Source organism: Nocardia sp. NPDC102475, assembly GCF_055584605.1.
This window is the reverse complement of record NZ_JBVJLS010000013.1, coordinates 161,604-174,281: the sequence shown is the minus strand read 5'-3', so window position 1 is coordinate 174,281 and position 12,678 is coordinate 161,604. Positions and strand designations below refer to the sequence as shown.

Genomic DNA, 12,678 nt, shown 5'->3' with positions numbered 1-12,678 from the left:
CCGAAAATCCTAGCCGGACTTGGTAACCGGGCACCCGTGTGCCAATGGGCCGAGCAATTTGTTGTTGTCGTAGAAGTGCTCGAGTTCGAGAATGCGCAGGTCGTCGCTGACCCTGGCGATCGTCACGCCGAACATCTCGATCAATGCGCCGGTGGGCTGGTTGCCCTTGTATTCGCCGTCGTAGCGGCCCCAGTGCCGCCAGCGGAAGGTGACCGCGGGCGGTCCGGCCAGCACCTCGAGCACCTCCCAGAAGAAGCCGTTCGGGAAGGCGGTGTGGAAGGTCTCGTGGGAGGACTCGAAGGTCTCCTGCTCGACCTCGTAGTACGGGTTATCGCCGATCAGGATGTTGTAACTGCCGATCCTGGCGAATTCCTCGGCGTCCTGCCACGGCCCGCCGTTGACTCGCCCCCGGTAGTGCTCGGCCACCAGCGAAACCCAGGTCGCCGGATCCTTCTTGTGCGAGACCTCCATTTCGAAGACCCGCACCAGGTCCTCGACGACGGCCTCGAGCGAGCCCGCCGCGTGGTCGGTGGTGCGCTCGCGCGGCACGGTTTGCCTGGTCAGGTGGTAATCGGGCGCGCCGTTGCGCCAGTCCTCGGCCGGCGTCGCGGCGACCACCGCGTCCCGGCCCTGTAGCCACAGCGGCGTCTCGGTTGTGGAATCTGTTGTATCAGCTGTCATCTCGGCTCGCGCCCCTTCGAAGAGATCGGACGCGAGGCAGGCTAACAGTCGGTCGGTCGGTTGTCGCGGCAGGTCTGAATTTGCCGAACGCTATGTCTCCCAGCAACTTTCGAGTTTTAAACGATGATGTGTCACATTCTACCAGCCGTGTGCAGTACACGGTCCGGCGAATCGTCGTCCATGCTGGCGAAGAAGCCGCCGATCACATCCTCGATCTCCGAAATCGACTGTGCGCAATACAGAATCGGTTGGTAGTGCGTGATGTCGTAGACGGCGGTGCCCATCGTCGCCACGTCCAGCGGTCGCAACTCGGCGTGCTGGAACTCCTCGATCTCGCCGTAGGAGGACAGCAATCCGGCTCCATAGCAACGGATTTCGCCGTTCTCCCGGACCACGCCGAACTCCATGGAGAACCAGAAGACATCGGCGAGGAACTTCAGCGCCGTCTCGGTGGTCAGCCGGGCAACGGCCGCGCCGACCGCCTCGTAGATGGCGGCGAAGCGCGGGCTGGCTATCTGATTGGCGTGCCCAATGATCTCGTGGATGGCATCGGGTTCCGGGGTGTATAGCGGGGCCGAATGGTGCCGGAGGTACTGGGTGGAGTGGAAGGTGCGGTCGGCGAAGGAACCGAAGAACTCGCGCAGCGGTACCAGACCGGCGGCAGGCACATAGCGGAATCCGGTCAGCGGGACCAGTGCCGCGGAGACCTCGTCTAGCTGCGGAATGTGATCGCTCGGCAAATCGAGCCGGGCCGCGGCCGCGAGCACCTCGGTGGCGGCGTACTTCTGGTGTTTGCGTGCGAGTTCGGCCGACACGATGCGCCACACCTGTTGTTCCTCATCGGTGTAGTCGATCTGTGGCAGGGGTTTACCCGGTGCGTAATCCAGCGCCAGCGCGGCGATCGCATTGCGGCGGGCGCGGTAATCGGGATCATGCACGCCGGGGTGCTCGTCGCTCAAGTGCACCATGACATCGCCATCGCCGGATCTGGTCACCGGCGAGTACAGCTGAGCTTCGGTGAACATACGTCGATGCAAGCACCGCGGGGTCTTTGCGACAACAAAAGCCCGCCCAGCTGATCAAACTGTATAGCTGGGCGGGCTTTTTCGCGTTATTACCGGCAGCGGACCGGCTCCTGCGGCGGCGAGCTGATCAGTGGTGACCGTGCAATTCGTGCACCACCGCATGGCCCTTGCCGCGGCCGATCATCCATTTGTTGATCGGCGTGGTGAGGATGAAGGCCACCACCAGGGAGAAGGCGAGTGATGCCCAGAACATGACCGTATCCAGGTGTGCGTCCATGGCGCCGGGCACGGCGAGGATGACGGCATTGTCGACGATTTCCATGACCGTGATCGAGACCGTATCGGCGGCCAGCGCGGTCGTGATGGCGGCGGCCAGCGGCAGACCCGCCTTCAGTACGCCGCGCATGGTCAGCGCGTAGCCGAAGAAGAAGGCAAGCACGATTGCCAGCACCATGGTCGCGGTGTTGTTCCAGCCGAGTGCCGTGCCGATCACCATGCCGAGGATTTCGCCGATCGCGCAGCCGGTGAGGCAGTGCAGGGTGGCCTGGGCGGCCATCCGCCAGGACGCCGGAGCGTGATGCTCGGTGTTTGCGTGCTGAGTATGCCCGGCGGCTGCCGCATGCGCGGAATGTGTTGTATGCCCGGCATGTTCGTGGTGTTCGACGGGCGTTCCGTGCTCGTGCTCCATGCGGGGAACTATACCCCCGTAGGGTAATTAGTCAAATGCGAATTCCGACGTTGTGCCCGATTTGCCAGACATGAGCGGACCGGATAAAGCAATATGGCGAATGTACGAAGGAGGGCGCATGAAATCCGTGCGGATCGATCTCGACCAGAAACTGCTCGCCGCCGCGGCCGCCATCATGGGCACGTCGACGAGCAGCGCCACCATCAACGAGGCGCTGCGCCGAATCGTTGTGCACGAGCGGCAACTTCACCAATTGCAGCGATTGGCTGCCGGTGTGCTGTCCCCCCTGCCCGGACCCGAGATCGCGGTTGCCGACGGCTGATCGGGTTCACCGCGTCGGGCAGCGCAGCCCTTCCTGGGGCGGGGTCAGCTCGATCAGGTACTTCAGGACCGGTTCGTCGACGCATTCGACGCCGTCCAGGAACGAACCATGTTGGATGCCTTCATAAGTGACCAACGTGGCGCCCAGCGCGCGGGCGAGATTCGTCGCGCCCTGGTACGGCGTGACCGGATCGCCGGTGGAGGAGACGACCACCAACTTCGGCAGGCCGGCCACCGTCGGGGTATGCGGGCGGCCGGTCGGTGGAACGGGCCAGAAGGTACAGGCGTCGAACGGAACCCAATCGGCCGCGCGGCCGGTGTCGAACGCCGGGGCAGCTGCGCGGACCCGCCGGTCCAGTTCGAGCGCGCTCGCTCGATCGGTGATCCGCCGGTCGTCGAGGCAGCTCACGGCGGTCTTGTAACCGGTGTCCACCGACTCGGGCGCGAGATAGCGGTCGGCCAGGGTGAGCAGGATATCGCCGTGGCCCCTGGTCAGTTCGGTGAGGCCGCGGGTCAGCGCCGGCCAGGCTTTCGAGGTGTACATGGTCGAGATCACCCCGGTCGTGGCGTCCGAATAGCCGAGGCCGCGACCGTCGTTCGTGGTGGCGGGGCGGTCGGCCAGCGGGCGCAGCAATGCCGCCATGCGCTCGGATGCCTTGGCCGGATCGGTGCCGATCGGACAGTCCGGCGCTTTGACGCAGTCGGCGGCATACGCGTCGAAAGCCCGTTGCATACCGGCATAGACGATCACCGGATCGGCGATATTGGTGGCCGGATCGGCCGCGCCGTCCAGGACCATGGCACGCACCCGATCCGGGAACATCTCGGCATAGGTCGAGCCGAGTCGCGTGCCATAGGAAACGCCGAAGTAGGTCAGCTTCTCCTCGCCGAGTGCCGCTCGGACGATGTCGAGGTCGGCGGCTGACTCGGAAGTTCCGACATGTGACAGCAACGCTAATCCGGTGCGCTGTACGCATTTCGCGGCCAGATCCATGCTGTCGTGTTCGGCCTGCGACATCCAGAAGGGCAGGTATTCCCCTGGCAGACCGGCACGTTCGGCCGCCAGCTCCTCGGGCGTGCTGCAAACGAGTTTCGGCGTCGAGGCACCGAGTCCGCGCAGATCGATGCCGATCACATCGAAGCGTTGCGCCAGCGGTGTCTGCGCGAGGTCGGCGGGCAGCGTCAGGCCGATACCGCCGGGTCCGCCCGGGTTGGTGAGGATCGAGGCGACCTTCCGTCCGCGTGCACGCAACCGTGAGATCGCGAGGCGGGCGGTTTTGCCATCGGGCTCGGCGTAATCGATGGGAACAGTGACGCGGGCGCATTCGAGTCCGGTGCGGTTCGCGCCGTTCTCGAAACCGTCGCACGGACCCCATACCAGCGTTTGGTGGTAGTACTTGCCGATGCCCGGGGTGTTGTCGAGGTGCGGGCTCCGCAAGGGCTGAGCCTGCGCACTGCAGGCGGCCGCGAGAAAGACTGCGGCGAGTCCGATGTGCCGCGCGCTCCGCCTGCGCCAGTTGAACATTCCTCCCCCATGGTTGGACCCGCGCACTCAGTCTGCCCGACCCGGTCGCGGTGCGCAGACCATGGTCGCCATCGCATCCGGCCTGTCGGTGGGTGCTGGCATGATGCGGAGATCGCATCGCATTCGAGGGGGATTGATGTCGGTACCCATCGCCAAACTGCCATCCGGCCAACGTCCACGCGAACGGCTGCTCACGCTCGGCCCGCACGCGCTCAGCGACAGCGAATTGCTCGCCGTGCTGCTGCGCCAAGGTCGCCGCGGTGAAAGCGCATTGGATATGGCCGCCGAACTGATCGCCGAGCACGGCGGCATCGCAGGGCTGGCGGCCGCACGGCCGGAGGAATTATCGCGGCGCGTGGGTGTGGGAGAGGCCAAGGCAGCGGCCATCATCGCCGCCTTCCACCTCGGCACGAGGGCGCGCAACAGTCCGGAGACCGCACCGCGCCTGGACGGCGCCGCCGATGTCGTCGGGGTGGCGCTGCCGCTGTTCGCGGGCGCCCGCGTCGAACGGCTGCTGGTGCTGGTGTGCGATGCGCAGAATCGCTTGCGGCACAAGGTATTCGTCGCCGAGGGGGCGATCGATCAGGTCGCCGTCCCGGTCCGTGAAATCCTGAATACCGTGCTGCGCCACGACGGCCGCGCCTTCGCGGTCGTGCACAATCACCCCTCCGGCGACCCGACCCCCAGCTTCGACGACCGTCGCGCGACCACGCTGCTCATCGAATCCGCCCGCACCGTCGGCCTGCGCTTCCTGGACCACGTGGTGATCGCGGGGGACGGGTGGGCCAGCGCCGCACCGCTGCACCGGTCCGGTGCGTGATGCGGTCAGCGGGGCAGCGCCGGAATGCGTTGCAGCAGTGCGGGTGTCGGCTCGTCGACACTCGCCGCGAAGTCGTCGTGCCTGGTGACCCACCGCACCACGAACGGGCATACCGGCACGATCCGGCGGCCGCTCGCCACCGTGTCCGCGAGCGCGTCGTGGATCAGAACGCTGCCCAATCCCCGGCCGCCGAACGCCGGATCGACCTCGGTCGCATAGAACACACGGTGCGCACCGTCATCGAAATACCGCTCCTCGCCGACGGTCGTGCCATCGAGTCGGATCTCGTACGCATTGCGCGCGGGAACGCCGACTACCTCTACTTTCGGTTCACTCATGCCCCCTGGAACGCATCCGTACCGCCGTTTATTGCGCAGACGACAAAGGCAGCTGGTGACTGGATGCAGATGTGTTCGATATGAGCGAACGGTCTTTGGTGGGCACGGCTGATGAGCGCACGAATGGCGAAGGCCGCCTGCATCCGAAGATGTAGGCGGCCTTCGTTTTTCGTGCCGGTGAGGTTGGTCCAGGAGTCAGCGGGCGAACAGCAGTGCGCGCTTGACTTCCTGGATGGCCTTGGTCACCTCGATGCCGCGGGGGCAGGCATCGGTGCAGTTGAAGGTGGTGCGGCAGCGCCAGACACCTTCGACGTCGTTGAGGATGTCGAGGCGTTCGCGGGCGCCTTCGTCGCGGCTGTCGAAGATGAAGCGGTGTGCGTTCACGATCGCGGCCGGGCCGAAGTAGCTGCCGTCGCTCCAGTACACGGGGCAGGAGGTGGTGCAGCAGGCGCACAGGATGCACTTGGTGGTGTCGTCGAACCGGGCACGGTCGGCCTGGCTCTGGATGCGCTCGCGGGTGGGCTCGTTACCCGAGGTGATCAGGTAGGGCTTCACGGCACGGAACGCGTCGAAGAACGGCTCCATATTGACCACGAGGTCCTTCTCCACGGGCAGGCCGCGGATCGGCTCGACGGTGATGGTGAGGGACTTGCCGCTCTTGGGCAGCATGTCCTTCATCAGCACCTTGCAGGCCAGCCGGTTCACGCCGTTGATCCGCATGGCGTCCGAACCGCAGACACCGTGCGCGCAGGAGCGCCGGAAGGTGAGCGTGCCGTCCAGGTAGGACTTGATGTAGATGAGCACGTTCAGGAAGCGGTCGGTCGGCAGGACCGGCACCTGGAAGGTCTCCCAGTGCGCGCCCTTGTCGTCCTCCGGGTTGAACCGGGCGACCTTGACGTCGACCATGACCGAGCCCTCGGGAACCGGTGCGGCCTTCTGCGGGGGTGTTTCGAGTACGGCAGTCATCAGTACTTACGCTCCATCGGCTCGTAGCGGGTCTGCACCACCGGCTTGAAGTCGAGGCGGATATCGGAGATGAGCTCCGCGCCCTCCTTGTAGGCCATCGTGTGCCGCATGAAGTTGACGTCGTCGCGGTCCGGGTAGTCCTCGCGGGCGTGGCCGCCGCGCGATTCCTTGCGGTTGAGCGCGCCCACCACGGTGACCTCGGCCAGCTCGAGCAGGAAGCCCAGCTCGACGGCCTCGAGCAGGTCACTGTTGTAGCGCTTGCCCTTGTCCTGCACCGTGATTCGGGTGTAGCGGTCCTTGAGCGCGTGGATATCGGTGAGCGCCTGCTTGAGGGTGTCCTCGGTGCGGAACACCGCGGCGTTCATATCCATCGTGTACTGCAGTTCGGTGCGGATATCCGCGACGCGCTCGTTGCCGTGATCCGACAGCAGCATGGCCAGCCAGTCCTGCACCATCTGCGCCGGGTTCTCCGGCATCTCGACGAACTCGGTGCGCTGGGCATACTCCGCGGCGGCGATGCCGGAGCGGCGGCCGAAGACATTGATGTCGAGCAGCGAGTTGGTGCCGAGGCGGTTGGAGCCGTGCACCGAGACGCACGCGCACTCACCGGCGGCGTACAGGCCGGGCACCACATCGGTGTTGTTGCGCAGCACCTCGCCGCGGATCCGGGTCGGGATGCCACCCATCACGTAGTGACAGGTCGGCATGACCGGCACCAGTTCCTTCACCGGGTCAACACCCAGGTAGGTGCGCGCGAATTCGGTGATGTCGGGCAGCTTTTCCTCGAGTACGTCCTCGCCGAGGTGGGTCACGTCGATGTAGACGTAGTCCTTGTTCGGTCCGGCGCCGCGGCCCTCGAGCACCTCGAGCACCATCGAACGGGCGACGATGTCGCGCGGCGCGAGGTCCTTGATGGTAGGGGCGTAGCGCTCCATGAAGCGCTCACCGCTGGCGTTGCGCAGGATGCCGCCCTCACCGCGGACTGCCTCCGAGATCAGAATGCCCAGGCCGGCCAGGCCTGTCGGGTGGAACTGGTGGAATTCCATATCCTCCAGCGGCAGACCCTTGCGGAACACGATCGCCATACCGTCACCGGTCAGCGTGTGCGCGTTCGAGGTGGTCTTGTACATCCGGCCGGAACCGCCGGTGGCGAAGATGATCGACTTCGCGTGGAAGACATGCAGCTCGCCGGTGGCCAGCTCGTAGGCGACCACACCGGTCGCGACCGGACCGCGCTCGGACTCGGACATAACCAGGTCGAGCACATAGAACTCGTTGAAGAACTCCACGTCGTGCTTGACGCAGTTCTGGTACAGCGTCTGCAGGATCATGTGGCCGGTGCGGTCGGCGGCGTAGCACGCGCGGCGGACCGGGGCCTTGCCGTGATCGCGGGTGTGACCACCGAAGCGCCGCTGGTCGATCTTGCCCTCGGGCGTGCGGTTGAACGGCAGACCCATCTTCTCCAGGTCCATCACCGCGTCGATGGCCTCCTTGGCCATGATCTCCGCGGCGTCCTGGTCGACCAGGTAGTCACCACCCTTGACGGTGTCGAAGGTGTGCCATTCCCAGTTGTCTTCTTCGACATTGGCCAGCGCGGCGCACATGCCACCCTGTGCAGCACCGGTGTGGCTGCGGGTCGGGTAGAGCTTCGTCAGAACGGCGGTGCGGGCCCGGGGACCGGCCTCGATCGCCGCGCGCATACCGGCGCCACCGGCACCGACGATGACGACGTCGTAGCGGTGCTCCTGAATCCGGGATTCACTCATCGAGTTCGCCTGTTCCTAACTGATGTTGGGGTCGAAGGTGAAGATGACGTAGGTGCCGACGCCCACGATCAGAATCATCGAAATGGCCAGCAGGCTGTTCAGCCAGAACCGGGTCGAGTCCTTGCGCGAGTAGTCCGCGATCACCGTGCGCAGGCCGTTGCCGCCGTGCAGCTGGGCCAGCCAGAGCATGCTCAGATCCCAGAACTGCCAGAACGGGCTGGACCAGCGGCCGGCCACGAAGGCGAAGTTCAGGCGCTTCACGCCGCCGTCGAGCAGCAGCATGATCGTCATGTGGCCGAGGACCAGCACGATCAGCAGCAGGCCGGAGAAGCGCATGAACAGCCACGCGTACTTCTCGAAATTGTTGTTGGAGCGGGCACGCGGCGAGCGGGGCAGGTCCAGGCTCGCGGGCCGGTCGTATGACTTACCGAGAACGGGTGCGCTCATGCCTGCGCCTCGCTGACGCTCGGCTCCGGTATGACCGCACTGGCGGCTGTGTTCATCATTCGTTCGCTTCGCTCACTCATGGGATCAGTGCTCCGTGAACAGGTAGAAGAACTGGCGGCCGACGGCCGGAACCACCAGCAGGAACCAGATGGCGAGAATCACCCAGAGCATCGTCTTCTGGTACTTCGGGCCCTTGCCCCAGAAGTCGACCAGGATCACGCGTACGCCGTTGAGCGCGTGGAACAGCACGCAGACGACAAGGCCCATCTCCATCAGCGCGACGATGGGGTTCTTGTAGGTCTCGATGGCGTGGTTGTAGGTATCGGGGCTGACCCGAACGAGTGCGGTGTCCAAGACGTGCACGAAGAGGAAGAAGAAGATGGTGACACCGGTGATCCGGTGCAGCGCCCACGACCACATTCCGGGGTCGCCTCGGTACAGCGTCTTCCGCTTCGGCTGTGCCGGAGCTTCTATCGTGGTCATAGAGTGCGGTGCCTCCAACGTCGTTGATGGACCCGGTTGCAAGTCCGAGGCAGGCGACGTGGATGTAAATGCCCAGGTGGCTGCGCTTTGCTGCTCCAAATAGCTCGCGCGGGGCCCGCCGCCGGGAACCTGAACCGATCTGTTCTGGACTCTAATCCCCTCGCAATCGCGGAACTAATTCGGTAGGCCGTGCGTTGCGCTACAGTCGAGCGAGTTAGGTTTACCTTTCTTGATGCGTAAAGGGTTGCGCCGTGACCCCTGCGCGGGCATGTGCGGCTAGGCCCCGAAGGGGCTGCCGATAACGGAATGCGACTGAAAAATCTTGCGCGACAAGGCAATTCAATCTATACACATTGCCTATGTGTCGAGCTCGCGGTTTCCGGTCGGCGCCGGGGCTCTCAGTTCGACGGGGCGAATTGTGAGCGTCGGCAATGTGGAAAATGTCTCATTCGACGGGCGATAACCTACTCATCGGTAACAGAAAACTATCGCAGATTCCGGTCGGCGACAGCTGGATTTCGCTATGACGTCCATCGGCGTCGTTCCAGCAACCGCGTCATGAGTTCGCGGTCCGCAGGACGCCCCGCACCCGTGACGGCGACCAGGATCGTGCGTTCGGCGGCACCGGCGTTGGGTGAACCCGTAGCCATCTGCGACCAGTGATAGCGCACCTGAGCCTCGATGAAAGCGCGGTCGCTGCCCGCATCGCAGAGCAGCACCGCCCGATTGATCGGAAAGCGGTCGATCACCCGCTGCAGTTCGAACTGTGTTCCGGTGTTGGCCGGGACATATCCCGACAGATCGACCGCCACCAGGTCGACTCTGGCCAACAGCAGGTCGACCGCGCTCTTCCAGAAACTGCCGTGACATAGCAGTGCGCGGACGGGGTAGCTACCGGCCGGATCGTGCACGCGTTCGGGCATATTGGTGATCCCGGTCAGCCGGTGCTTACCCGGCGGCAGCGGCTCGGATCCGAATCCGGCGAGCGCGGTACGGAAGGTGCGCGGCGATGCGGCGAACATGGTGCGTATCGCGTCGTCGGCCCGCGCACGGGCGACCTCCGCCGGGCTGACCGAACCCGAGCTGCGCAGAATGTAGACATAGCCGAATTCACGCCACGCGCCGTGCAGGAAATTGCGGACTCTGGCCTGGTTCTCGAACAGACGCAGATAGGCGATCTCCAGCGGCGGTGATTTGAATACGTTGCGTGCCGACGACACCACGGTCAATCGGTAATCCACCGGCTTCGGTTGCACGAACTGCACTCGCAGTGGAGGAATCTCGGACGCGCGAACGTAGCGGGGGTCGGGACCGAGGTGACTGAGCGCCGCGGCGTATGCCGGGCTGTTCGACCACTTTTCGGCGGTATAGGCCGCGTACCAGCGTCGCCAGCGTGGTAATGCGAACGCGATGATGACCACCGATATGGCCGCGAGTGCCGCGACCAGCGGCACCACGGCGGCCGGAGCATCGCGCAGCGTGCCATCGGGGTCCTCGGTCTGCACGCCGAACAGCAGCACCGCAATGATCAGGCCGAGCGGAATCACGACCCACCGCACCCGCCGGAACGCCACCTGATGGTGGCCCCGTATCGCTCGCAGTTCCTTCAGATGCGCCTCCAGTGGCGGCACCAACAGTGCGGCGCGGTCGGGATGGCGGTCGACCTTGCGGCGCACCTGATGTGCGCTGTACCAGGCATGCCAGTTGCGCGCCCCTTCGTAGCCGCGCTCCCACAACCCGAATCCGCAGATGACCGCTGGAAACAGCACGAGCTGATGCCACTGCGACAGGGACACATCGGGAATACCGCGGTGCAGCGGTTCCGGTGCGAAGAAGATCAATCCGATGATCGCCGCGGCCCACGGCAGCGCAAGTGCGGTGTTGCCGAGCCCGGACCACAGTGCCTTCGATTCCGTCGCGCGCACACGTTGTCGAAGATCCTCCGCGGTCATGCCGACATCACTTCAGGACGGCAACGACATAGGTGATCACGTAGGTGAGCGCGAATATCACCGGCACCCACTGCTCGAGGTGGGTGAGCGGCCGGTAGAGACGCCGGTTTCGGCCCTGACCGAGTGCGGTCCACTCCGCACGCCAATACGGTGACGCGGGCAATCGCTCCTCCAGTGCGCCGACGACCTGATATTTGGCCGCATTGAGCTGACGGTAAGAACGCAGCAGGTAGTACCAGGCTCCGCACTGCACGACCAGCGCCACCGTCGGGCACACCAGCGTCCACACCGCGCGGCCCGGATGGAGTTGCAGCATTACGCCGATGATCGTGAAGGCGCTGGTGTTGAGGGTCAGGAAGAAGCTATTGGTCAGGCTGCGGCGGGCGCTGATCCGGTCGGCCATCTCGACATACAGCTTGTACTGTTCGAGCACCGCGTCCTGGTACCGGCCCGCATAGCTTTCTGGCGTGACGTGCGAATTCCACAGGCCGTCGCTGACCGGACCGGACACCGATTCCGCCTTCCGAAGGGGCCGAAGGGAATTCGATGATATCCGAAATCGGTTGCCGCGCATCGGGATCTGGTCAGGCTCGCGGTCAGGCGTGGGGCGCGCCGGGCGACAACGGGCCGGGACGGGAGAATTCGACCAGCCGAGCCGCCCGCCATACCGAAACCGACCCTCGACCACGGAAGGTAGCGAACACGTGGATATCGACTGGAAACTATTACGAACCAGCGCATATGAGGTCATGCGGCGGGCGTACGCGCCGTATTCTCGATTCCCGGTCGGGGCGGCCGGGCTGGTCGACGGCCGAGTGGTTGTCGGGTGCAATGTGGAAAACGTTTCCTATGGATTAGGCCTGTGCGCCGAATGCGTACTGATCGGGAACCTGTTCGCGGGCGGTGGTGGCCGGTTGCTCGCGCTCTCGGTCACCGATTCCCGGGGCGAAATCCTGATGCCCTGTGGGCGGTGCCGACAGCTGCTCTACGAACATGGCGGGGCCGATCTTCTGGTGGACCACAAGACCGGACCCGTGCCGCTTCGAACCCTGCTCCCCGACGCCTTCGGACCCGACGATCTGGATGCCGGGCAGACTTAGGTCGCTCTCGGCAATCCTCTTCGTACGATGCGTCGATTTCGGCTTCCGTCGGCATCTCGACATCGGTGAGCTGAATCGGCGGTAGCCCCATTCGCTCCATCATCAGTGCGATGCCCGCTCCGACCGTGCTCGTCTGCACGGCGAGTTGGCGCGCGAAGATCTTCAACCCCCGAACGTCTCTGGAGAGACTGTAGAGCGCGTCGCTGTGGCTGGTTTCGATCTCGTCTACTCGCGCTTCGAGCTTCGTCACCCGGCGATCCACATGGGCAGATGTCATGTCGGCCCTCAGCAGTCTTCGTCGAGGACGGCATCGACCTCGTCGTCGGTCGGCATGCTGATCGCTGGTGTGTCGACCGGACTGATCCCGAGGTGTTCGGCGATGAGCTTCACGTTCTGCCCCACGCCGTTTGCGTGTGTGGTGACACGTATGGCCCAGATCTCGAGTCCCGTGACTCGTCGCGTGAGTCCGAGCTGGGATTCGCCGTAGCCTTCCTCGATATCGGTGACTCGTGCTTCGGGCTTCGTGATGCGTCGATCGATGTGTGCGGATGTCATGGTGGTCGCCG

15 protein-coding genes are annotated in these 12,678 nt (G+C 64.7%); 3 read left to right on the top strand and 12 right to left on the bottom strand.

Annotation, left to right across the window (positions count from 1 at the left end):
* Positions 1–9: 9 nt before the first annotated feature.
* From ACZ60G_RS23965 to ACZ60G_RS23955, 3 genes are all read right to left on the bottom strand, one after another.
* Positions 10–681, bottom strand: coding sequence for an ester cyclase (locus ACZ60G_RS23965; protein WP_465812392.1), 672 nt, complete (start codon positions 679–681; stop codon positions 10–12).
* 131 nt (positions 682–812) lie between these two features.
* Positions 813–1,706, bottom strand: a complete 894-nt coding sequence (locus ACZ60G_RS23960) for a phenylalanine 4-monooxygenase (RefSeq protein WP_465812390.1) — start codon at positions 1,704–1,706, stop codon at positions 813–815.
* 127 nt (positions 1,707–1,833) lie between these two features.
* The gene (locus ACZ60G_RS23955; protein WP_465812388.1) at positions 1,834–2,394 is read right to left on the bottom strand and encodes a DUF4396 domain-containing protein; all 561 of its coding nucleotides are present in this window, start codon (positions 2,392–2,394) and stop codon (positions 1,834–1,836) included.
* A gap of 118 nt (positions 2,395–2,512) precedes the next feature.
* Between ACZ60G_RS23955 and ACZ60G_RS23950 the strand changes: the two genes are divergently transcribed.
* Positions 2,513–2,716, top strand: a complete 204-nt coding sequence (locus ACZ60G_RS23950; protein ID WP_063038892.1) for a type II toxin-antitoxin system VapB family antitoxin — start codon at positions 2,513–2,515, stop codon at positions 2,714–2,716.
* A 6-nt stretch (positions 2,717–2,722) separates the two neighbouring features.
* Here ACZ60G_RS23950 and ACZ60G_RS23945 read toward each other — a convergent pair whose 3' ends face one another.
* The gene (locus ACZ60G_RS23945; protein ID WP_465812386.1) at positions 2,723–4,153 is read right to left on the bottom strand and encodes an alpha/beta hydrolase; all 1,431 of its coding nucleotides are present in this window, start codon (positions 4,151–4,153) and stop codon (positions 2,723–2,725) included.
* Positions 4,154–4,376: 223 nt separating this feature from the next.
* Here ACZ60G_RS23945 and ACZ60G_RS23940 point away from each other — a divergent pair, with 223 nt between their 5' ends.
* Positions 4,377–5,060 carry a JAB domain-containing protein gene (locus ACZ60G_RS23940; protein ID WP_465812384.1) on the top strand — a complete coding sequence of 228 codons (684 nt, stop codon included), beginning with the start codon at positions 4,377–4,379 and terminating at the stop codon, positions 5,058–5,060.
* Between the two features lie 5 nt (positions 5,061–5,065).
* On the opposite strand, the gene ACZ60G_RS23935 is transcribed toward ACZ60G_RS23940, so the two are convergent.
* The 7 genes from ACZ60G_RS23935 to ACZ60G_RS23905 all read right to left on the bottom strand — a co-directional run bounded on the left by ACZ60G_RS23935 (position 5,066) and on the right by ACZ60G_RS23905 (position 11,523).
* The gene (locus ACZ60G_RS23935; protein ID WP_465812382.1) at positions 5,066–5,398 is read right to left on the bottom strand and encodes a GNAT family N-acetyltransferase; all 333 of its coding nucleotides are present in this window, start codon (positions 5,396–5,398) and stop codon (positions 5,066–5,068) included.
* Between the two features lie 195 nt (positions 5,399–5,593).
* On the bottom strand, positions 5,594–6,364 hold the full coding sequence (locus ACZ60G_RS23930) for a succinate dehydrogenase iron-sulfur subunit (RefSeq protein WP_364346493.1): 771 nt from the start codon (positions 6,362–6,364) through the stop codon (positions 5,594–5,596).
* Positions 6,364–8,115: a succinate dehydrogenase flavoprotein subunit gene (gene sdhA, locus ACZ60G_RS23925; protein WP_063038888.1), complete on the bottom strand. Its 1,752-nt coding sequence runs from the start codon at positions 8,113–8,115 to the stop codon at positions 6,364–6,366. The genes ACZ60G_RS23930 and sdhA overlap by 1 nt, the downstream gene beginning before the upstream one ends.
* A gap of 30 nt (positions 8,116–8,145) precedes the next feature.
* A complete protein-coding gene (locus ACZ60G_RS23920; protein ID WP_465812380.1) occupies positions 8,146–8,577 on the bottom strand; it encodes a succinate dehydrogenase hydrophobic membrane anchor subunit in 432 nt (143 codons plus the stop codon).
* Between the two features lie 84 nt (positions 8,578–8,661).
* The gene (sdhC, locus tag ACZ60G_RS23915) at positions 8,662–9,060 is read right to left on the bottom strand and encodes a succinate dehydrogenase, cytochrome b556 subunit (RefSeq protein WP_387293924.1); all 399 of its coding nucleotides are present in this window, start codon (positions 9,058–9,060) and stop codon (positions 8,662–8,664) included.
* A gap of 521 nt (positions 9,061–9,581) precedes the next feature.
* Positions 9,582–11,012 (bottom strand): hypothetical protein, encoded by a 1,431-nt coding sequence (locus ACZ60G_RS23910; protein ID WP_465812378.1) that lies wholly within the window; start codon positions 11,010–11,012, stop codon positions 9,582–9,584.
* A gap of 7 nt (positions 11,013–11,019) precedes the next feature.
* A complete protein-coding gene (locus ACZ60G_RS23905; protein ID WP_465812377.1) occupies positions 11,020–11,523 on the bottom strand; it encodes a RipA family octameric membrane protein in 504 nt (167 codons plus the stop codon).
* 193 nt (positions 11,524–11,716) lie between these two features.
* Between ACZ60G_RS23905 and ACZ60G_RS23900 the strand changes: the two genes are divergently transcribed.
* On the top strand, positions 11,717–12,112 hold the full coding sequence (locus tag ACZ60G_RS23900; protein WP_465812375.1) for a cytidine deaminase: 396 nt from the start codon (positions 11,717–11,719) through the stop codon (positions 12,110–12,112).
* A gap of 285 nt (positions 12,113–12,397) precedes the next feature.
* On the opposite strand, the gene ACZ60G_RS23895 is transcribed toward ACZ60G_RS23900, so the two are convergent.
* Positions 12,398–12,667, bottom strand: a complete 270-nt coding sequence (locus ACZ60G_RS23895; RefSeq protein ID WP_465812373.1) for a hypothetical protein — start codon at positions 12,665–12,667, stop codon at positions 12,398–12,400.
* Positions 12,668–12,678: the final 11 nt, after the last annotated feature.

What these genes read in the sequence shown, in the direction of transcription:
- ACZ60G_RS23930 (WP_364346493.1), bottom strand. Translation starts at nt 6,364, where the DNA reads ATGACTGCCGTACTCGAAACACCCCCGCAGAAGGCCGCACCGGTTCCC.
- sdhC (WP_387293924.1), bottom strand. Translation starts at nt 9,060, where the DNA reads ATGACCACGATAGAAGCTCCGGCACAGCCGAAGCGGAAGACGCTGTAC.
- ACZ60G_RS23955 (WP_465812388.1), bottom strand. Translation starts at nt 2,394, where the DNA reads ATGGAGCACGAGCACGGAACGCCCGTCGAACACCACGAACATGCCGGG.
- ACZ60G_RS23910 (WP_465812378.1), bottom strand. Translation starts at nt 11,012, where the DNA reads ATGACCGCGGAGGATCTTCGACAACGTGTGCGCGCGACGGAATCGAAG.
- ACZ60G_RS23965 (WP_465812392.1), bottom strand. Translation starts at nt 681, where the DNA reads ATGACAGCTGATACAACAGATTCCACAACCGAGACGCCGCTGTGGCTA.
- ACZ60G_RS23960 (WP_465812390.1), bottom strand. Translation starts at nt 1,706, where the DNA reads ATGTTCACCGAAGCTCAGCTGTACTCGCCGGTGACCAGATCCGGCGAT.
- ACZ60G_RS23940 (WP_465812384.1), top strand. Translation starts at nt 4,377, where the DNA reads ATGTCGGTACCCATCGCCAAACTGCCATCCGGCCAACGTCCACGCGAA.
- ACZ60G_RS23935 (WP_465812382.1), bottom strand. Translation starts at nt 5,398, where the DNA reads ATGAGTGAACCGAAAGTAGAGGTAGTCGGCGTTCCCGCGCGCAATGCG.
- ACZ60G_RS23895 (WP_465812373.1), bottom strand. Translation starts at nt 12,667, where the DNA reads ATGACATCCGCACACATCGATCGACGCATCACGAAGCCCGAAGCACGA.
- ACZ60G_RS23920 (WP_465812380.1), bottom strand. Translation starts at nt 8,577, where the DNA reads ATGAGCGCACCCGTTCTCGGTAAGTCATACGACCGGCCCGCGAGCCTG.
- ACZ60G_RS23950 (WP_063038892.1), top strand. Translation starts at nt 2,513, where the DNA reads ATGAAATCCGTGCGGATCGATCTCGACCAGAAACTGCTCGCCGCCGCG.